The 22,254-nt window shown below is 30.1% G+C and carries 16 protein-coding genes; 3 read left to right on the top strand and 13 right to left on the bottom strand.

Features of this window, described 5'->3' with window-relative positions; translation table 11 throughout:
• Position 1 precedes the first annotated feature (1 nt).
• The 3 genes from ABGB03_RS06600 to ABGB03_RS06610 form a co-directional block, all read right to left on the bottom strand.
• Positions 2-1,246 carry a mechanosensitive ion channel domain-containing protein gene (locus ABGB03_RS06600; RefSeq protein WP_347925887.1) on the bottom strand — a complete coding sequence of 415 codons (1,245 nt, stop codon included), beginning with the start codon at positions 1,244-1,246 and terminating at the stop codon, positions 2-4.
• Positions 1,246-1,536 carry a DUF3817 domain-containing protein gene (locus ABGB03_RS06605; protein ID WP_347925888.1) on the bottom strand — a complete coding sequence of 97 codons (291 nt, stop codon included), beginning with the start codon at positions 1,534-1,536 and terminating at the stop codon, positions 1,246-1,248. Before ABGB03_RS06605 ends, ABGB03_RS06600 begins: the two co-directional genes overlap by 1 nt.
• 116 nt (positions 1,537-1,652) lie before the next feature.
• Positions 1,653-2,516, bottom strand: a complete 864-nt coding sequence (locus tag ABGB03_RS06610) for an OmpA family protein (RefSeq protein ID WP_347925890.1) — start codon at positions 2,514-2,516, stop codon at positions 1,653-1,655.
• 244 nt (positions 2,517-2,760) lie between these two features.
• Between ABGB03_RS06610 and ABGB03_RS06615 the strand changes: the two genes are divergently transcribed.
• From ABGB03_RS06615 to ABGB03_RS06625, 3 genes are all read left to right on the top strand, one after another.
• Positions 2,761-4,869, top strand: a complete 2,109-nt coding sequence (locus ABGB03_RS06615) for an elongation factor G (RefSeq protein WP_347925892.1) — start codon at positions 2,761-2,763, stop codon at positions 4,867-4,869.
• 19 nt (positions 4,870-4,888) lie between these two features.
• Complete coding sequence (locus ABGB03_RS06620) at positions 4,889-5,269, top strand: hypothetical protein (RefSeq protein ID WP_347925894.1); 381 nt, start codon at positions 4,889-4,891, stop codon at positions 5,267-5,269.
• A 155-nt stretch (positions 5,270-5,424) separates the two neighbouring features.
• Positions 5,425-6,069 (top strand): methyltransferase domain-containing protein, encoded by a 645-nt coding sequence (locus ABGB03_RS06625; RefSeq protein WP_347925896.1) that lies wholly within the window; start codon positions 5,425-5,427, stop codon positions 6,067-6,069.
• 848 nt (positions 6,070-6,917) lie between these two features.
• Here ABGB03_RS06625 and ABGB03_RS06630 read toward each other — a convergent pair.
• The 10 genes from ABGB03_RS06630 to ABGB03_RS06675 all read right to left on the bottom strand — a co-directional run bounded on the left by ABGB03_RS06630 (position 6,918) and on the right by ABGB03_RS06675 (position 22,221).
• Positions 6,918-9,557 carry a DEAD/DEAH box helicase family protein gene (locus ABGB03_RS06630; protein ID WP_347925897.1) on the bottom strand — a complete coding sequence of 880 codons (2,640 nt, stop codon included), beginning with the start codon at positions 9,555-9,557 and terminating at the stop codon, positions 6,918-6,920.
• 3 nt (positions 9,558-9,560) lie between these two features.
• Positions 9,561-11,315 (bottom strand): site-specific DNA-methyltransferase, encoded by a 1,755-nt coding sequence (locus ABGB03_RS06635; RefSeq protein ID WP_347925899.1) that lies wholly within the window; start codon positions 11,313-11,315, stop codon positions 9,561-9,563.
• Between the two features lie 3 nt (positions 11,316-11,318).
• Entirely contained in the window at positions 11,319-12,233 is a 915-nt protein-coding gene (locus ABGB03_RS06640; protein WP_347925901.1) for a hypothetical protein, read from the bottom strand.
• Between the two features lie 6 nt (positions 12,234-12,239).
• Positions 12,240-13,382 carry a DUF3696 domain-containing protein gene (locus tag ABGB03_RS06645; RefSeq protein ID WP_347925903.1) on the bottom strand — a complete coding sequence of 381 codons (1,143 nt, stop codon included), beginning with the start codon at positions 13,380-13,382 and terminating at the stop codon, positions 12,240-12,242.
• Positions 13,379-14,485: a DUF262 domain-containing protein gene (locus ABGB03_RS06650; protein ID WP_347925905.1), complete on the bottom strand. Its 1,107-nt coding sequence runs from the start codon at positions 14,483-14,485 to the stop codon at positions 13,379-13,381. Before ABGB03_RS06650 ends, ABGB03_RS06645 begins: the two co-directional genes overlap by 4 nt.
• A 1,100-nt stretch (positions 14,486-15,585) precedes the next feature.
• Positions 15,586-17,400 (bottom strand): CocE/NonD family hydrolase, encoded by a 1,815-nt coding sequence (locus ABGB03_RS06655; RefSeq protein WP_347925907.1) that lies wholly within the window; start codon positions 17,398-17,400, stop codon positions 15,586-15,588.
• Positions 17,401-17,494: 94 nt separating this feature from the next.
• Positions 17,495-18,214, bottom strand: coding sequence for a response regulator transcription factor (locus ABGB03_RS06660; protein WP_347925909.1), 720 nt, complete (start codon positions 18,212-18,214; stop codon positions 17,495-17,497).
• 5 nt (positions 18,215-18,219) lie between these two features.
• Complete coding sequence (locus ABGB03_RS06665) at positions 18,220-19,269, bottom strand: histidine kinase (RefSeq protein ID WP_347925911.1); 1,050 nt, start codon at positions 19,267-19,269, stop codon at positions 18,220-18,222.
• 794 nt (positions 19,270-20,063) lie between these two features.
• Positions 20,064-20,531 carry a hypothetical protein gene (locus tag ABGB03_RS06670; protein ID WP_347925912.1) on the bottom strand — a complete coding sequence of 156 codons (468 nt, stop codon included), beginning with the start codon at positions 20,529-20,531 and terminating at the stop codon, positions 20,064-20,066.
• Positions 20,532-20,691: 160 nt separating this feature from the next.
• Complete coding sequence (locus tag ABGB03_RS06675) at positions 20,692-22,221, bottom strand: serine hydrolase domain-containing protein (RefSeq protein ID WP_347925914.1); 1,530 nt, start codon at positions 22,219-22,221, stop codon at positions 20,692-20,694.
• Positions 22,222-22,254 lie beyond the last annotated feature (33 nt).

Genomic DNA, 22,254 nt, shown 5'->3' on the forward strand with positions numbered 1-22,254 from the left:
GTTATTCAGATACATTTACAATAGTATCCAACTCGTAAATTTCTAGATCAAAATAAGTAACTGCTGAGAGTGCATGATCAAAAATATCTGACATGATGTATTCATAATTTTCCCAACGCTTATCACTACTAAAACAATAAATCTCTAAAGGGAGTCCTTGTGGTGTTGGAGCTAATTGCCTAACCATAATAAACATATCTTTGTTAATAGCTGAATGGTTCTCAATATAAGATTGTAAATACTTTCTAAAAACACCAAGATTAGTAAGATTTCTACCATTTATCATCACAGACTTATTAATCTCATGCTGACGGTTAAAATTATCAATATCTCTTTGCCTTGTGTTTAAATATTCAGTAATAAGTTGAATACCTTTTAGCTCTTCAATCTTTTCATCAGTTAAATAGTGAATGCTTTTTGCTTTTAAAAGTATAGAACGCTTTATACGTCTTCCGCCTGAAGCTTGCATACCTCTCCAGTTTTTAAACGAATCAGATATTAATGCATAAGTAGGGATATTAGTAATGGTCATGTCAAAATTCTGAATTTGAATGGTTGACAAGTTTATTTCTATAACATCACCATCAGCACCATATTTTTCCATGGTAATCCAATCTCCAATTCTTACGGTATCATTAATTGCAACTTGAATACTTGCCACAAAACCTAAAATGGTATCCTTAAAAATTAATAACAAAATAGCTGATGCAGCACCAAGCGTTGTAAAGAATTTTAAGAACGATAAGTTTATTACAACAGCTAAACACGAAGCTATGGCAATAATCCAAACAAAAAGCATAACTACTTGTATATAGCTATCAATAGGTTTGTCTTTAAGTCTTGGTAAGGTTTTAAAATACGATTCAAACGTTTTTAAAACACTACGTATAATCCAAACAGTAAGGACTATTGCGTAAACTTTTAAAAGAATTATGATATACTTTTCAAATTCAGGGAAATCGTAAAAAACAACTGGAAATAATTCAATAGTTAAAAATAAAGGCACTAAATGGGCAATATTTCGTGGTGCTCTATGGCTTATTAAGAGGTTATCGAAATTTGTTTTAGTTTTTTGTGCAAATTTGCTAAATGCTCTACGTAGTATTTTTCGTGTAATAAAATCTGTTATATAAATAATTACAGCAAGAATGATAAGCAAACAAATCATATTCAAATACTTTGCTGTTGAATCTGGTATACCAGAAGCTATAAATAAATCGTAAAAAAAACACTGTAATTCTCTCATTAACGTGTTGCTTTATTATACTTGCGTTCTAAAATAAAAGTTCCAAATGGAATAATAGATGCTAATAAAACAAACTTAAAATTTTCTTTAAACCATGTGTTTTCTTGTTTTAACATAAAAGTAAGTATTATGTATAACATGAAAAGAATACCATGAGGCATACCAAGCATTTTAACATATTGTGGGTCGTCTCCAAAATATTTAATAGGAGTGGCTATAAAAAGTAATAAGAGATATGATACGCCTTCTAAAAAAGCGACAATTCTAAAAATAGATATAAGTGAAAACATTTGTTAGTTTTATTTCGTGCAAAGATATTATAACGCTTTTGCGTACCAAAGTATTTAACAAACAAAAAGCGCTACCTATTAAAGCGCGCTTTTTGATGTAATTTGAGGCAATAGAATTATTCTTCGACTGTCGAATCTGACATTAATGCGAAAAATTTATTAATGTTTGGCAAAATCATAATACGAGTTCTTCTATTCTTTGCTCTGTTTTCTTTAGAGTCATTATCAACCAATGGTTGGTAGCTACTACGTCCAGATGCAATTAACTTTTCTGGAGCAACATTATATTGATTTTGCAGCTTTCTAACAACCGATGTAGCACGTAAAACACTTAAGTCCCAATTGTCTGTTACTTTAGCATTATTTATGCTTCTAGCGTCAGTATGACCTTCTACCATAACATCAATGCTAGGTTCTGAGTTTATAACATCTGCTAGTTTTTGCAAAATGGCATCAGCTTTATTACTTACTCGGTAACTTGCTGTGTTAAATAATAACTTATCAGAAATAGAAATCATTACTACAGTTTCATCAATACTAATTGCAATATCTTCATCTTCATTAAGACTAGATGTATCAAGGGTTTTAGTTAAGTTATGTGAAACAGCAAGATTCATAGAATCTTTTAATGTATTTGCTTGACTTAGAAGCTCAGGGTCAACTTGCTTTAAAGTCTCACGCATTTTTCTTTTAGTATCGTTAGAAATTACAGCTACATTCTCAATAGTTTCAAGTTTAGCATCATTCTCAACGCTTAATTCTGTATTTAATTCAGACAAAGAATTAATTTTTTTGTTGTATTGATCTACACGAACTTGAATAGCACTAAACTTAGTTTCTAAATCTTCTTTTTCGACTCTAGTTTTAGTTAGTTCACTTTTTATTTGTCCGTTTTCAGTCTCTAATGCAACATACTTTTTTTTAGACACACAAGAGGTTAAAATCAATCCGCTTAATAATAGAATTGAGAGTTTTTTCATAATGATAGTTTTATGGATTAAATTGTTTAAGAGTATTTACGGTTATAATCTATAATTGGATTTTTTTAATACAGTTTTTTGTCAAAAAGTTGAAATGAGTTGAAAACAAGTCAAGTTTTTTGTATCTTAAATGCCCTCTTTTGTCTCAAAATACACTATGATACTTTATAGTTATTAACTAACAAAAATCATGTTTTTATTTACTAAATGTGATTAGTTTTATTGAGTAATTAAATTAAAGCATATGAAAGTATTTGATGACAAGCACATCAAAAATATAGTTTTTGTTGGCGCACATAATAGTGGAAAAACAACCCTTTCTGAGACCATGCTTTTTGAGGCTGGTCTTATTAATAGAAGAGGGAGAGTTGAGGATAAAAATACCATATCAGATTACCATGAGATAGAGCACCAGCGTGGTGCTTCAGTTTTTGCAACACCTTTGCATACAGAATGGAGGAATTACAAAATAAATATTATTGACACTCCAGGATTGGATGACTTTATTGGCGAAATCATTTCATCTATTCGGGTAGCAGACACTGTTGTTACTGTAATTAATGGTAGACAAGGAGTTGAAGTAGGTACAGAAATTATTTGGAATTACATAGACAAATACCATCGACCAACCTTATTTGTAGTAAATCAAATAGATCATACAGATACTAATTTTGAAGATAATTTTAAAAGTATAAAAAGCTTAGTTGGTAATAATGCAGTTATGATGCAATATCCAATTAAGATTGATGGCGCACAATGTATTATAGATGTATTAAAAATGCGTTGTTATAAATTTAAACCAGAAGGAGGGAAGCCAGAAAAAATTGATATTCCAGAAGATCAACTGGATAAAGCCAATAAACTACACAATGAGTTAGTTGAAAAAGCAGCTGAAAATGATGAGAATTTATTAGAATTATATGTTGATAGAGGGACTCTTAACGAAGATGAGATGCGCCAAGGGCTTAAAGCTGGAATGCTTAATCACGAAGTTTTTCCAGTATTCTGTGTGTCAGCACTTAACGATATGGGAACAGGTCGTTTAATGGGCTTTATTGATAATGTGGCGCCAGCTGCAGCCGATTTAAAGCCAGTACAAAGTAGAGAAGGAAAAACAATTGAAGCTAAAAAAGATGACGAAACAGTTTTATTTGTTTTTAAAACATTATACCAACCAAATTTAGGACAAATAAGCTTTTTTAAAGTAAAATCTGGCGAGGTTAATTTGAATGATAAATTAACAAATTCGCATACAAATGAAACAGAAACTATTAACCAACTGTTTATAATGGATGGTAAGAACAGGGAGTCGGTCTCTAAACTTTCTGTAGGTGATATTGGAGCAACTCTTAAGCTAAAACATACTAGAACTAATGATACTTTGCATAGCGGAAATACATCAATTAGTATAAAGTATATCCAGTATCCAGAATCTCGTATTACTAAGGCTGTAGAGGCTGTAAATAAAAATGATGATGAAAAGTTAAGCGATGCTTTAAAGCGTATACATAGTCAAGATCCAACTGTAGTTATTATATATTCTAAAGAATCTAAAGAACAATTATTGGGTTGTCAAGGAGAATTGCATTTAGCAACTATTAAATGGACTTTAGAGAATATATATGGAGTAGAAGCGAAGTTTAAGAAACCAAAGATTCAATATAGAGAAACCATACAGCGCTCATCAACAGCAAGTTATAGACATAAAAAACAATCTGGTGGATCAGGACAGTTTGCACAAGTGCACATGAAGATTGAACCATGGCATGAAAATATGCCTGAACCAGAAGGGTTTAACCTAAGAGGTAAAGAAGAGGTTAGCTTGCCTTGGGGAGGGAAGTTAGTGTTTTATAATTGTATTGTTGGAGGTGTTATAGACCAACGTTATTTACCTTCGATTATGAAAGGCGTATTGGAAGTTATGGAATCTGGACCGCTAACAGGATCATTTATACGCGATATTCGTGTTATGGTATATGATGGAAAAATGCACTCGGTAGATTCTAATGATATATCATTTAAAATAGCAGGAGCGCATGCTTTTAAGGAAGCGTTTTTAAATGCTAATCCAAAGCTATTAGAACCAACAAACGAACTGACTGTAAAAGTACCAGAAGAAATGACTGGTAGCGTTATGACAGACTTGCAATCAAGACGATCTGTAATTCAGGGATTTGAAAATTTAGATAATTATCAAATATTAAAATGTCAAATTCCAGCAGCCGAATTGTTTGGATATTCAACCGATTTACGCTCATTAACACAAGGTAGAGCAACATTTAGTTCTACATTTTCGTCATACCAACCTGTGCCAGCAAATATTCAAAAAGAATTAGTAAAAGAAGAAGTTTAACACATAATAAGCAAAACACATGCAAGCGAAAGTATCATATTTAAGCGACCTCAAGTTTAATCTAGAAACTTGGAAAAGAGAATTACGTTTTCATTTTAATGAAATGGACACGTTTGAAGAAAAGCTAGAAGAAATAGCTAGTAGAGAGTTTGGAAAGCAAGCAACTATTCCTCTAGAGAATTTTCAAAACAAAATAATGATTGAAAAAAATGCTATATCAAAACTAATGCACAGAATTAGAAATAAAATGGCAAATATTAATAATGCAGATTTTAATGAAACAATAGATGGTCGCTTACAAAACGAGCAGCATACATTAAAAGAAGATATGCGTACTTATATAAAAATGCATTATGATTTAAAAGAAGATATGATGGATTATTTCCGTGAATGGTTATAATACTTAATTATCTAGGTTAATACGAAAAGGTCATATTTATTTAATGAAAGTGACCTTTTTTATTTGCATTAAACTTATATTCATTTACAACTACATAATACTAATTTAAGAGAATTTTAAGTTAACTGTACATTCTTAATTTATATCTTGTAGTGATGAATTTTATAAAGAAATATTTAGTGTTGTGTTTGTTTCCAATGATTGGATATTCACAATACTCACAAAATGATTGGGCAGAAAGAGATACTTGGATGCCAATAGAAAAAATATTTGAGTTAGCGTCTATTAGTGAAGGAAGCCATGTTGCAGATATTGGTTGTCATGAGGGTTATTTAAGTATTCACTTAGCAAATAAAGTTGGGACAAACGGAAAAGTTTATGCTGTAGATGTAAGAGAAGACCGATTAGATCTTTTAGAAGAGCATTTAAAAACTAGAGAGTTAAATAATGTGTCTGTGATTTTAGGTGATTATGATAATCCAAAATTGCCTAATGTATCCTTAGATGTTGTTGTAATTATGGATACTTATCATGAAATGAAAGATTATATGACTATATTGGAACATGTCAAATTATCGTTAAAACCTGGTGGACGAATTGTGATTATTGAAAAGCAAAAGTTAAAAGTAAGAGATCAATCAAGAGCATCTCAAACTGATGCACATAGTATGTCAATAAAATATGTTAGAAAAGAATTGATTAATGCAGGTTTTAATCAACTTGTTCAAAAGAGTAATATTGGTTTTTGGCAGAATGATAAGGACAAAGTAATTTGGATGCTCATTGCTACTAAAGAGTAGATAGCAAGATAATTATTTGACATAATATAAATTATAGTACATTTTGTAATATTGGTTTATCGAGTGGATGAAGCAAGATTATAAGAATGATGGCGCGCTGGCGATTAACGTGCGTATTCTATGTAGCTATAATGATACTATGTAAAATAGAGCCTCTCGTATAAATTCAATATTCTGAACTATTGTATAGAAATTTTCAAATAAGAAATTCTCGTAAATTTAATATTTGCAGAAAATGTATCTATAATTTGCCGTTATGTAAAATAGCCGCTACCAAGCGCTCGATTGTTTTATAAAATCAAATTGCTCTGGCAATTTATTTTACACACAATTATCCAACGCTTGCCAACGCCAAAATAAAAGCTAACCTTTTTGCTGTTATTGAAATTTTAGCGTATTTGAATAATTGTGCATCATATTTTTTTCTACGCGATTCTCGTAAGCTTGCCATAAGAGCTTAAATTTTAAGAAAAATAAAATTTCAAGCACTTATTCTATTCTCGTTATTATTTGAACATTTTTAATTGGAACTATTAATATTATGTAAAATAGAAATTGAAGATTTGAACTACTTAAGTTTTGATAATATCTTTTTTTCTTGGATAAAAAAAGAAACAAAAAATCATGACTGCATATAATTTTGGAAACAATTACGGTTCGTTACGCTATATTTTAGGAAACATTGTAACTAACCAAGATTTCTGTAGAAAACGCTTTAAAGAGTTAAAAAACCAATAATAACAGTAACTAACTCCCTAAAATATTACGCTCCTCTCTCCTATTGTTTTAGCCAAAATTCTATGAGGTCGAGCACAAAACCGAATTGCTAAAGTATAGTCTAATAATCTTTACATTCCACTAATCAATTCCTTTGCTTTGTCCAACGTAAATGCTCCTTTAACTTCTTTCTTGTCAAAAACCATAAAATAAGAAAAGTCGTGTCCAGATTGTTTTTCCCATTCGTTTCCAAGTCTGCACTTTCCTTCGCTGTCAGAACCATCCAAATGGTCTCCTTTCGTTTCTATTAAAATTGTTTTTCCAGATTTAGTCCTCAAAATAAAGTCAGGATAATGATTGGCTTTAAATCCGTTGATGTAAAATCCTTTTCCTCTTTCTAAATTTCTATGCCAAAACACAATGTTTGAAGAAGTTCCTATTTCCATTATAACTTTCTCCTCAAAGTTGTTCATTGTTCCTTCTTTTTCATACAATGAGTTTCCGATTGAAGAACCAACTTTTCCAGGAACTATTTCCTTTCCTAATTTCCAGTTTTCTTTAGCTGTTATGCGTTTCGATTTAATTAAATCCATAAATCGAGTTTCTGCATAACTGTCAGCAAGTTGTCTGATTTTAGCTTTAATTTTGTCTGTATAACTCCATTTTCTAACCAAAATATCACGCATTTGTTCTGCGTTCATTCCTTTTAGGATTCTTCCAACATATACTTTTATTTCTTGGTCTGGAATTGGGTACATATTCCCAATAATTTGCATTATTTGATGCGTAATATCACTTATTTGAGCATCTTTTGGTTTTGCCAAAATATATTCTGCAATTGGGTCTTTTATTTGACTTTCCTCAATCTTCACCCAATCTGGTGTATAATTGCCTTTGACAGTTTCTGTTAAATCTACTTTGTATAAATCAGATGAAATTTGGTCAAAGTCGATTTTAATATCTTCATCAGAAAGTTTAAAATCTTTTAATAACGATTCTCTGTTTAGTAATTCTTCATCTGTGCCAAAAATGTCACTTGCTGTAACTTTTAAAAAGAATTGAGGAAAATTTATCTGTTCAATAAATTTTTTGTTCGCTTCTTTTACTCGATAGCGTTTTACTTTATCTCCCATTTCTCGAAAAATATTTTCGTCAACAGGTTGTTTTTCCTGTTCCCTAATTTGTTGTTCTAATTCATCATTTTCTTCTTTAGAAATTGATTCAATTTCTTGATTGAAAGGATTGTTTTTTATTTCTTCCTCACTGGCATTTAGGTCAAAAGAAATTCTTCCTTTGTCAATCGTTTCTTCTTTTTCTTCTACATGCTGTTCTGGAAATAGGAAAGATTCAACAGGATTTACAACTTGTTCTTCTTTTTCCTCTTCGGTCATTTTATCTGCAACTCTGTGTTCATTACCACTAAAACCAGATGCTTTTAAACCTTCAACAATGCTTTGTAAAGTTTCGTTGAATTTTGCAGAAGCAGTTAAAACGTAAGAAAGGTTTAATTGAAATGCTTTGTGTTTTTGAACATAAGGTTGACGTAAAACTCTACCCAAAATTTGTTCAACATCTACTGCACTTGATTTGTCAGCCAAGGAAGCTAAAATGTATGCAAAAGGACAATCCCAACCTTCTTTTAAAGCGTTGATCGTAATTATATATCTAACTTCACATTCTTTACTCTGTAAATCTGGAATTCCTTTAAGCTCGTCAATGTTAGCAGTTTTTATTTTGATTTGATTTTCTGGAATACCTAATCCTAATAATTGTTCTTTTAATTTTTCAAAAGTTGTGTTGTCATCTTTAGTTTTTGGTTGAGCTTGAAACAGAACAATTGGTCTAATATATTTTCCACCATCAGCTTCTTCTTTCTTTGCAAGAATTTCCAGTTTCCGTTGTAAATGCAAAGCATTGTTTATGACTTCTGTTTTATCATGATTATTGTAAACAATAACAGGAAGTTTAACCATATGTTCCTTTTTTAATTCTATTGCTGGAACAAGACTTACAATGTTGCTATTGTCTTTTGGTGTTGCTGTTAAATCTAAAATAAAAGATGGATTCAAATTTTTTAACATATCTACACTCAAATCACTTTCTGCGTTGTGGCTTTCATCAACTACCAAAACAGGATGTAAACTTCTAATTACATTGATTAAAGCTGTGTCGTCAACACCTTCCAAAAGGTGTTTTCTATTTGCATATTGAGGTACAAATGATGCTAATTGTCCGTTTTCTTGATATACTTTTCTGTCTTCTTTGTTTTTTGCTCTTAAACTCGCAAAACTCAAAACAAAAATGCTCAATTGTTCTTTTACAATTGTTGGATTGAAATTTGAACCTTGCTCTAAATCTGATTTTTCATAAATCTCGACTTTGTGATTAAAAAGTGCATTTAGCTTTTGACGATATGGATGCTCTGGATTAGATAACGCATTTACAGTTTGTTGTAATAAATTACTCCAAGGCACTAACCAAATGACTGCTTTAGTTTTGCTAGTGTCGTAAGCTGAAAAAATTGAATGTAAAGCATTGACAGCAATAAAGGTTTTTCCTCCAGCGGTTGGTACTTTTATACAAACGTGAGCTGATTTAGGAATGTTGTTTTTGTATGGTTGCATACCTGTATTATCCAAAGGATTGTATGGTCCAATTTTATCTTCCCAATACTGATTAAATGCAGTAGCGACATTTTTATGTTCTTGAACATATTCTAAATACTCTTCAAGATTTTCTATTACTTTTTGTTGATAGCTCTTTAGTTCCATAATTTAAAATCTTGTAATGTCTCTCGGTATTTTTTTGAAAATAATGTTGTTTTTTGCCATAAATTCTTTAGGTAATAAGCAATTGTCTGCATATATAACATATTGCTCTCCTTTGAATTTTATGAGTTCTAAAGCATCAAAATCTAATGTTGTTAATTGGTCTTTTTCGTAAATGAAATAGTAAATCGATTCTTCCTTTTTGCCTAAAAAGTAATTAGCTTCTTTTTGCTCTACAAAAGGTGTTCTGGTTTCTGAAAACCAAATGTATTCTCGTATTTTTTCTACTTCAACCTGTTCGTTCAAGTTTTGACTATCATCAAAAAGCGGTAATCCTAATTCGTAAAAATCAAATTTTCCATTATCATTTCCTGTTATTTGTTCACTCTTGTTATAACCATCAATTACTCTTTTAACTCTTTCTGCCGTAATTTTATTCGCATATTCCTCTAATTCAATTAGAATATATTGTCTTTTACCATTATCCTCAATATTTAAATCAATAACTGAATGTGCAGTTGTACCAGAACCAGCAAATGAATCTAAAATGATATCATTACTGCTTGTTGACATATAAAGCAAGTCTCGAATTAATCGTTTAGGTTTTTTTGCATTATCAAATTTTGTATTCGCTTCTTTAGCCACGTTGCCCATATCCTTATAATATCCAGACCACCAATCACCTCTAATTGTAGTTAAACCATATGTGGTGTTGAAATCATTGGCATTATTCACTTTTTCACCTAAAATTAATCTTTGGCGAATATTATCGTTAGAGTTTTTTGTTAACAAATATGACCTTGAGCTTTTATGTATTTTTTTTACGATTCCTTGTTCAAGTTCTAAATTTTCAAGACCAGATAAACTACTTACTTTATCGTCAGCTACTATAAATTCAGCATTCTTATGTACAAATTCTCTAAATTCTTCGGATACTGAATAGGCTTTTGCAATATTTTTATTTGATAGAGTGTATTTTCCTTTTTTCTCATTCGCAAGCTTTAAGTTTAGGAGATGTTGTAAAACATCCTTTTCATTTTCAATTATATGTTTTGATAATGTAATTTCTTTGAATGTATCATCATTTATTTGTTCTAAAAAGAGACTGTAATGAGTATCATAATCTTGCTTATTATAAAGAATATTTTTTGCAATTGCTTTGTTTCCATTTTTCCTATACACTAAAATATATTCGCCATTTTTTACAATGTTTCCTTGTTTGGCAAACTTTACTTTCTGGCCTTGAACAGAACTCATTTCTACGTGTAAAGTTGTGATGAAACTTTTTCGTCCAAAAATTTCATCCATGATGATTTTTAAATTTGCTTGTTCATTATCATCGATTGAAATAAAAATTATTCCTTCTGTTGATAATAGCTTATTCAGAAGCATTAATCTTGGATACATCATACACAACCATTTGTCGTGTCTTGTTAAATCGTCTCCTTCTTGACCAACTGTTTCACCCAACCATTTTTTAATTTTTGGATGATTAACATTGTCATTATATTGCCAGCCTTCATTTCCAGTATTATATGGTGGGTCAATGTAAATAGCATTTACTCTTCCTTCGTATTCAGGTAATAAACTTTTAAGTGCTTCAAGGTTGTCTCCGTGTATTATTTTATTTCCGCTTTGAGTTGGTTCAGTTTGTTCTCCTTTTTTAGCGGTAAAACCGTATTTGTGTTCCAAAACTCTGTAAGGCACATCTTGGTGATGGCTTGTAACTTTGTCTTTTCCTATCCAATTGAGTGTTGGCATATTTTATTCGAATTTTATATGTTCACCAATATGGCCAACAAGAATTTTATGATTACTTATATTTTCAAATCCTTCGTGAAAATAAATGCGATGTTGATAATATGTGTTATCTCCATTTACATCACTTGAAGATAGCTTCATATGAGGTTCGCAACACACGGGTTGCATTATTTTCTCATCATTTCTAAAATCATATGTAAAGTAAGGTTTTCTTTCAGCATGACCTTCTAAAGTTGCTGTTTCATCAAGATTACAATTCCCACTAAAATGATCAAGAACTTGAGTTCTGTGACGAATCCCATCTTCAGATTCTCTAAATTTATCATTTAATGCTGTTAAGTGATAAACTATCTTCTTTGGAAAATTATCTAAAATAGCTCCAATTGTATTTCTGTTATTCTCATGAAACACTACATTTGGAAAATACTTCTCACATTCATCCAAGAAAAAATTTTCATCCTTTGGGTATAAACCTAAATAATGTCTTCTAAATTGAAACCAGCCATTTAAATTATAAACAACTTGATATTCTGGTTCGACACTATCAACTGTATTAAAACCAATTAACCCATGACATTTATTTTCATCATGTTCAGGAAGTAAAACTTCTATAACTTCTTCAGAAGTACAAGTAGTTTCTTTTGATTCAATGATTATTTTTTTAATAGCTAAACGAACATCTCTATCAAGATTTTTATTCGCTATTTCTTCATTGAACATTAAATCTAAAAGAGGGATATCTTCTATAAAATTAACATTGTATATATCTGGGTGCACAAATAATTGATTAGTATCCCTATATCTTTTAATATATACAAAATCTTGAGCTAAAGATTTTACTTTGTTTTCAATTTCCTCTTTGGTAAAATTGGAATTATGCTCAAATGATTCAGCTATAATGTAAAATTCTGCAACCATAGAAAATCATCTTGAGAATTTAAAAATATCTGCTAAATCAATCTCTTGTTGGTCGAAAAAGCCATTCGGCCAATTAGCAATTTTCCCTTTTTCATTAATCTCAAGTTCTACTGAATTAAAATCTTCACTAAAATAATGCACTTTTAAATCGGTGTTATTAATTTCAACCTCCTTATTAAGTGCATTAACTCTTAAGCCATTCAAAATATGTTCACTATGAGATTCAATAAAAATTTGAACACCTGAAGAAGCCACTCTTGCGAAAAATTCTGCTATCTTGGATTGTGCTCTTGGATGTAAGTGAGCTTCAGGGTTTTCAACAATAATAATATCATTAGGTTTTGCAATTAAACCCGTCACAATTAGTGGTAAAATGTAACTATATCCAAAGCCAACATTTATTGGTTTATATTCATGACTATCACTTTTATTATTTAAAAGCATGTATAAAACACTACTATCTTTCTCTTTTCCTTTAATATTAATTTTAGCTCCTTCAAGAATATAATTTATCCATTCAGCAGTTTGTTGTATCAGTGATGCTGCGTCTTTACCTAAATATAAATTTGGCCTTACAGGTCCAAACTGAATAGAATTAGCAAGAATATTAATACAATGTTCTCCTCTAGGACCAACATGTGGAAAATCTGGAAGGTTACTTTTTTCAACATATTTAACTGGTCCTAACCTATCAGCACTTACATAATGGATTTTCTTTATTTTATTTGAAAAAAGATTTAACTCACTCGTGTAGTCGACTGAATCATTTTTTTGTGTTTGAGCAGTTGGTCCAATTTCAACTTTACCCAAGTTGCCAATTAATGGTTTATCTAAATTTTCATTAAATGCCAATTGTATGTTTTCTAAAAAAGGGGTATCATAAAATATTTTGAAATAAACACTTTCTCCTTTTGGTGTATCTCTATTTTTTATATCATCAAAATTTCCTAAACTAACCAGAGAGCCATTAATTATTAATTCATCAAATTTAAAATCTTCACGTGTAGATTGTGATAAAACTAATAAAGCTTGAAGCACAGAGGATTTCCCCCTTCCATTAATTCCAGTTAATAAATTTAATTTACTAAAGTTAAATTTTGTTGGTTCTTTAAAGCATTTAAAGTTTCTTAATTCAAGAGCAGTAATCATTGTGTGTTTTGGCTTAAGATATTGTGAGCAATTCTAAATCTATCTATTACTTTAGCTTTATTTCCTGTTGATTTTGTGACTGCTTGAAAATATTCATAATCTTTTATTAACAGTGAATAATTATTCTTAATTCGTTTCTTATTTCTTTTGAGAAAGTCATCATTTTGAGTAGATAAATAATTACAAACTGACTCCAAAATTGCTGTATTGATAGTTCCTCGTGTATATTCTGTAGGTATTCTGAAATTTTTATTATCCCAAATATCAAATGACCATTTCATAACCCTTTCAAAATCATTTTCAATTTCATTAATTTGTATATCCTGCATGTGATTTATTCTTTTCATTGCATTTTCAACAAATTCACTCATGTCTCCTGTATACTCATTTTCATAATCGAACCATCTGAATGCAATATATCTTAAAGCAACTTCTCTGTCTTTCATTCTTTTATCACTTACTCCCCACCAAATAGCCTTTTTATAATATTCTTCTTCAGAAAGTCTTTTTAATAATTTAGTAGCTTTACCAATATAAATACAGTTTCTTACCTCTTGCCTATTTAATTGTGTCCCACCAGTATTAATACGATTAAACAGGTCATAAATTACAACCATTGGAGTTGATGGTTTTAAAATAAAAACTGTTAGTTTTTTATCTTCAAATTTATATTGTAATGATTCTGGTAAGTCTTTAAATTTATATCCATTGTATTTAGGAATTGCTTCAATTCCTTTTAATGCAAATTCACCATTATAAAATTGACGTAATGCAGTAGACCTTTGTAATCCATCAATTACAATATAAGTCGACTCTTTTGTTTCATTTAGATATATAGGTGGTAATGGAAAATTTAAAATAATAGATTCTATAAATTTACTTTTTTGAGTTAAATTCCAAACTTGATTTCTTTGAAAATCGGGTTGAATAGTAATTTTACCTTTCTCAAGTTGTCTTAAATATTCGAAAATTGAAAAAGGGTCTTCTCCTATTTCAATATTTTCGTAAGCTGGGTCATAAGGATAAAGGCCTCCTGTTTTTCCATCAGCAGTCTTTGTATCTTTATCAAGTTCAATAATTTTAGGTTTTTTTAACTCCTCCATATTTATGCATGTTCACATTTCAAATATACTTTTAATTACGATGATTTGAAAATAATCGGATACGGCATTTTTTCAAAAGAATTCTTGTCATTTTTGTTAGAATTCCATCAGTATTTTAATTAATATATTTAGTCCTTAATGTCATTTCACACACATTCCACTCCTCTCCTACGTCGCTTCGTAAAAAGAGTGTTCCATTAACATCGTAGAGAAACATTTATCAAGAAAAAAATAAAGAAAATGATGTAACAACTTTCGCTTTTAACCAAAGCTCAAGTTACATAACGCAGAACATTATAGTACAAATGTATTGTTTAGTTGATAAGAGTGGTTTATCCATTTGATAGCTATAATGTAGTATTATGTAAAATATCCCAGAAGCATTCGTTTTCATAAGAATAATTGGAACTTGGGTCATTAAACTAATAAGCGGTTTGCTTCGCAGAGTTTTTAAAACATTATGTATCTATAATTAGCCGTTATGTAAAATAGCCGCTACAAAGCGCTCGATTGTTTTATAAAATCAAATTGCTCTGGCAATTTATTTTACACACAATTATCCAACGCTTGCCAACGCCAAAATTTTTAAGCAATTACTCACGTCTTTAATATTGTTTTGGACGTGTTCGTGAATGCTGCGCATTTCTCGTGGATTGCCACTAGAGCATAAATTTTAAAAAAAATAAAATTCTATGAACTTGTTTTTTTTAGTACTTCTATTAATCCTTGATTTTAATGTTTCATTATTATGTATTTTAAAAATTGATACTCAATCAATTCTTTAAAATAGTGTCTTGAAACACTATTTAGCGAAAACTAAATACCTAAAACAAAAATTCAAGGCTGCATAAACTTTTGGAAACAATTAACGGCTCATTCGCTATATTTTAGACTATTTGGCGTTAAGAAAATGTACAGTGTACATTTTTAGCTAAATACGATTTGAAACGTGATTTTAGTAAAGTGTTGTATTCAAATGCAATCATCCACAGGATAATTGCATTTGTATAGCCTAAAATATGGTCGCTCCACTCACCTATTGTTTTAGCCAAAGTTTTATGAGGTCGACTTTAAAAAGGAGTTTAGTATTAAATCAAAATTTAGTTAGAGGAAGTAGGTATTTTGATATAGCTATTATTGTACCATTTAACTTCTAAAGGTATTTTAGCATCTTTGATAGTTTCATCACTCACATCCTTTCCTGTTCCATAATTCAATTGTTCAAAAGGATGCTTATTTATATTTAACACTAATATTAACCTGCTTCCCTTTTTAATTTTCTTACTAGTCATTCTTACATTATTAAAAGGGATTTTAGTAATTTTATTTGGAGTTAATAATTCTCTATTTTCCCGATTTCTAGCAAGACTTGAACGACCAATATATTGAAGTGTTAGTTTAAAATATTTTCCTTCTGGAGTTTCTTCATATAGCACAATGGAACAATCCATATCTTTTTTATTAATTGAAATGCTTAATTCTCCAAGATATGAACCGTTTAACTCAAAATCTTTTGTAAAAATATCAGTTACAAATGAGAAACCATTTCCTATAGAGAGTGAATCATTTACTATAGAAGGTGCATAGTAGTTATTTTGCCCCTCCAATGTTCTATCTTTAAAATCAACACTTTGAGAAATAAAACCTTTTTCTTTGGGTTTTTCTGAAGCTAAAGTATAGTGGAAATCATATCCATTATTTCCAGGTGTAAATACTTTTGTAGTTTTAATATTTGATAATTTGTCACTTAAATAAAATGTTAGTGTATCATTGGCTACTTCCTTCAAAGAGGCAACGTGTTTCCATTGATTTGCTCCCATAACTTGGAAGTTTATTTTATCTTTCAGTATCTCAGGTTTTTTAGCTCCCTTGAAAATATAATCGAACCAATCCCAAATTAAATCAGTAATACTTATTTGTGCTACTTTATCTATTTCATAACCATTAAAATTATGTTCAGGTACTTTTTGAGCCCCAAAATGCCCATAAGGTCCAATCACTAAATAATGCTCTACATTTTTATTGTATTTATAGTGTTGTTTTAGGTAATACATTGCTCCTATTTGTCCACCATCATAGTAACCTGTTGTACTTAATATTGGAATATTTATTTTAGAAAATTCTTCTTTATAAGGAATCATTTTTTGCCAATAAGCATCATAGGTTGGATGGTTTAGTTTATTTTGAAATTCAGGATTTGGTAATCCATCTAAACTATCAAGGGAACGATAAGACGTTCCTTTCTCATACCAAGTATTGTTCAATTTCCCCCATCTTTGATATTGGTTGTATAATGTGGTGTCTAAATACTTGTTATTCATCACATAATGAAACCAAGAATATTGAAAATTCATATACACACCATTTTCCATTGGTTCTGCAATTCCTGGCGCAGAAGAAACTGATGGTACTATGGTTTTTAAAGCTGGATGCATTTTTTTTGTAGCTGCCCATTGTGTAAATCCGTTGTAACTACCACCATACATTCCAACCTTACCATTACTCCAAGGCTGCTTACTAATCCAATCAATAACAGCATATGTATCATTAGGTTCAAACTCTCGATGTACCATTTTATCTGGACTCCAAGCTTTTCCTCTGGAGTAGCTTACAATTCCGATATATCCTTTTTTTGCGGCAGTTTTAGCTTTTTCTAAATCTTCTTTAGGACGTGCATAAATTGTATGTACCAATATGCTTGTGTTTGGCTTTGTAATTTTTGTGTTTCTTACAACAATTGCCGCTATTTGTGCTCCATCTGGGGTTTCTATTAACAGGCTATCTTGTACTAAATATTGCTCACCTTGTTCGTTGATTATTTTGACTTTTGACAGCGAGTCTTTGGTACTACAAGAAGAGATACCTATAAAGACTAATAGAAATATTATTCTGAAATTATTCAATGTTTTTTTCATTTTTTCTTGATTATGTTTGGGCATAGGTATGCCATATAGTTGTTTTGAAAACAGCTATTATTAAAATTATTATATTGTTTGTATTATTTGCGCTCTATAAACTATTCCAGTTTTTAAAACGTACTGATTGTCGACTTGAAACATCAAATGTTTCACCAGTAGTAAAAACTATTTTCAGTCTATTTTTTAAATGTGGATATACGTCTTTTATATATTGTGTGTTGATAATTTGACTTCTATTAACTCTAAAAAACACAGTTGCATCTAACTTCTTTTCAATTGTATTTAGTGATTGTTTTAACATTGCTTTATTTCCATTAAAATGAAACCTAGCATAATTTTCCAATGAATCAATATATTTAATATCACCTAAAGGAATGAAATAACATTTTGCTCCATCTTTAATAAATATTTTATGCTGTATAGAAAAGGTTTTTCTTTCTTGTCTTATTTTAGAAAATTCCTCCTTAACTTTTTCTATACTTTTTATAAATCGCTCTTCTCTAATTGGCTTTACTAAATAATCTAATGCATTTACATCAAATGCTTTTGTTGCATATTCACTATACGCAGTGGTAAATATAATTTCAGGAACTGTAGTTAATTCATCTAATAAATCAAAGCCTGTTTTTTTTGGCATTTGGATATCTAGAAAAATAAGATGTGGTTTTTTTGTTTCTATAAGCTCTTTTCCGCTATCCGCATTATTTGCTTCACCTACAATTTCAAATTCTGGTAACGGTTGTAAATATCGCTTTACCTCTTCACGAGCCAACCGTTCATCATCAATAATTATTACTTTATATTTTTCCATAATACTTACTCATTTATGGGTATTATAATAGTTGCAACTACTATTGAATCAGAAGTTTCAACTAAAGTGAACTTTGCCTTTTCTTTATAATGTAATTGAAGCCTTTTTGTTAAGTTATTCAGCCCTAAACGCTCATCAGTGTTTTTGTTAACAATTAATTGACCAGGGTTTTTAACTTGTATTAATATACTACCTGACTGTTTCGACATATTGATTTCGATTGTTCCTCCTTTTACTGAGCTTTGAATTCCATATTTTACTGCGTTTTCAACTAAAGTTTGGATGGATAAAGATGGGATTTTATAGTTTAATACCATTTTATCTATTATCATTTTTAATTGTAACCGTTCTTCAAAACGAAGTTTTTCCAGTTCTATGTAATCGTACACTAATTGTAGTTCATTTTCTATCGTTATTAAACTGTCTTTAGTATAGATGGATGAACGTAATAAATCAGACAATAAATCAATTGATCGTCTAGCTTTAGAAGGGTTTTCTGAAATTAGAGATTTAACACTATTCAAAGAATTAAATAAGAAATGAGGTTTTAATTGTTTTGACAAATGATTTAATTGTTCTTGTTTGGCTAGAACAGATAATTTTGCACTACGCTTTGTTATTATTATTTGTTGTTTATAATAATGATATAAGTGATAAGCTAACACCCATATTGACATTAATCGTAAGCCTGTTATTAATGGAGGGTTCCAAAAAAATAATGAGTTTATAAAACCAAAATCTCTTTGTTGAATAATCACCCAATATATATACCATTTTACATTGTTAAGAAGCATAAATAAAATAGCCAAAATTATGATTGATACTCCTACCTGAATGAAAGCAAACTTCTTAAAAGGTATATAAGCTACTTTACTTACTGTTAATTTATATAAATGTGTTAAAAAAACACCAATGCAAACATCTAAAATGAAATTAATAGTGGTATGAAACATTGAATAATCTTGTATGAAATAGGCAATGTATGCCCAATATAAAGAAGCAAAGCTCCATCCTAATATTTGGTATCTCCAATATTGAGAATTTGTGTTTTTCAATTCTATATTTCCTTTTTGTATCATATTCGCGTACAAAATAACTAAATATAAATAGGTTTGAAAAGATAAAATACATAAGCGTCGATATAAGTTGATGAGTGTGATTTGTTTCCATTACACACACATTATGCTTCCCTCCTATGCTTCTACTTCGCTCAGCACAGGCTAGTCTCATAAAAAGAGTGTTTACTCGCACGAACTATTTTAATAAATAGGTGCTCGTGAACCGCAAGCGGTTTCATTAGCATTGTAGAAGAAACTTTTGGAGTAAATTTTTTCAAGAAAAGTAGTAACAACTTTCGCTTTTAATCAAAGCTCAAGTTACATAACGCAGAACATTATAGTACAAATGTATTGCTTTGTCTTTATTGTATATAATCGGACATAAAAGAAGTCGTATATCCATTGGAGCCAGTAATTTTAGTCCAATGATTTTGCGTTCTAAATCTAATTTTGATTGAATCACCATCAATTCGTGGTTCTTGGCCAATGATTGTGTTGACTTGTGCAAAAACTTCTCCTTGAAAAATGGTTAGGAAGTCGGCTTGCGCTACATGTTCAACTCGAACACCTCCCCAACCAACTCTAACGGGATATCCTTTTCTAACAGCGTCAATTAATTTTTACTTGCTTCCAAAAGTAGCATTTCCTGACTTATCATTTCTGTATGTCAATTGCCAGCCCCACTATTGTTTTCGTTTACTGTATCTAATTTATAATTACCATTGCATCCAATTATAATTGATGTAATAATTAAAATGAAAAATGCATTTAATTTCATATTTGTATTTTATTTAATTAAAAAATGGACTCGACTTTTCACTTTTTACATCTTTTACTAACCAAGTCATAACATGTCGTTGAGGGACACGCTTAATAACAGTATCTAGTTCCCTATCATACCATACTGCATCAAAAGTCCCCTTAGAAGTGATAACAACTCTCCATTCTTCTTTAAGCATTTTTGTATCACTATAATTGGCATCTAAACTATCCCAGTTAATGTGTGATAATACTTGTGGATCAAGATGTGCTACAACTTCTGTTTCATCCAGAATAGATAACCAAATTGGTACGGCAAGATGCTCTATAGAGTGATTAAGGCCTTTACCACCCCAACCAACTTTTATATCTACGCCATTTCTAATACTTGTTATTAGTTGCTCTTTAGAACCTGCTATCACATTTCCTTGCTTATCAGTTCTTAAGGCTATAACTATTTTAGTGCTTTTATCATTTTTATAGCAAGAGTTAAAAAGCATTAATGCTATAAAAATTAAAAGCTGCCTATTTATATAAATCACAAATAATATTTTTTTAATGGTTCAAAACACTCGAAGACATCATTATATAAAGTATTAATTATCTTCTCTCTTTCACAATTTCTTCTTAGTTCTTGAAGAATTACCCTTATAAAAAGAATTAATTTTTAAGTTTTGTAAAAGTGTACTCGTTACCTTCAATGCTTTCTATTAAAAGTTCAAATCGAATAACAGATTCGTTTTCTATAGTAAATGGAATTATTACTTCACCAAACTCATAATGTGAAAATTTGCATAAAAACTTATCCTCTCCTATATATTCTAATATACCAGTTATATTTTTTTGATTTTCCAATCTTATATGTAACTCATCGGATTTTTGAAAAATCATAACATTTCCATAAGCGTCATTGTTATAAGTACCTAGAAATTGTTTTGCATTATATCTATTCCGATTTTTTCGCACCAAAGTATTTAGTGAATCTATTTCTGCTGATTTTCTAGCTAACTCTTCATGATAGAGTTTTAAAGAATTTGACGAGTAATCTTCAAACGGCAAGCCTAAAAAAGAATCAACTACTACATTTGTTAAATCGATAAAAAAGTTATTTGTGTCATTATTAGTAAGGATAACAATTCCAAGTTCTTCTTCTGGAATAATTATATGATTTGCTGAGAATCCTGTTAATCCACCACTATGTTGATATGTTAAAATACCATTAATATCACGTACAAAAAAGCCTAATCCATATTGATAAAAATGGGTTCTAGCATGATTTGATTGATTAAATCCCTGAATGGAAAAAGGCCTTCTTGTAATTCTTATTGCCTGTCTAGCAATTGCTTGTTTGCTATTATATTTCCCTTCATTTATTTGAGCAATTAGCCAATGGCTTAAATCTTCAACAGATGAAAGCATAGAGCCTGCAGGCGATATATTCTTGGTTGTTGTATAATTTAACTCTTTTACTTCATTATTAATAACTGTATGAGGGAAAGCAATATTTGTATAATCTTCTTCATAATCGTAAACCATTTTTGTACGATTCATTTCTAAAGGTGCAAGAATTTTTTCTCGGACAGTGTTTTCCCAACTAGAATTGGTAGCAGCTTCTATTACTTCTCCAATTGCCGTATATGCCGAATTAGAATAACCATAACTATCGCGAAAACTTTTATTGATATCTAGCAAGGCCATGCTTTCAACGACTTCCTTTCTATTATAATCTGAAAAATAAGTTATCAAATCTCCTTTATAACTTTCAAAACCCGTTCTATGAGACAAGAAGTCTAATACATTTACTTCATTAGATATAAATGGATTCTTTAGCTTAAAATAGGGAAGCCATTTTTTGATATTATCTTTTAATGATAGTTTTTTTTCAGTATGTAAAATAGTTGCTGTGGTTGCTGTGAACGATTTGGTGATTGAACCAATTTGAAACAGCGTATTTTTGTTAACTTTTTGTGAGCTACTAATAGAAGAAATACCATAGCCTTTCATAAATAGCACTTCATCATTTTGAACTATTGCAATCGCTAATCCAGGAATGTTCCATGCTTTTAAGCCTCTTTTAATATAGTTATCCAAACTATCAGTAATAAAAATTGGTAATTCCTTTTTTTGACCATGAGAAATAGTAACAATTAATAATGTGCAAAAAATTAAAAGTATGTGTTTTAGTGTCATAATAAATTTAATAGGTATAAATGAAAATATTAG

It is taken from the genome of Pontimicrobium sp. SW4, assembly GCF_039954625.1.
GTDB lineage: Bacteria > Bacteroidota > Bacteroidia > Flavobacteriales > Flavobacteriaceae > Pontimicrobium.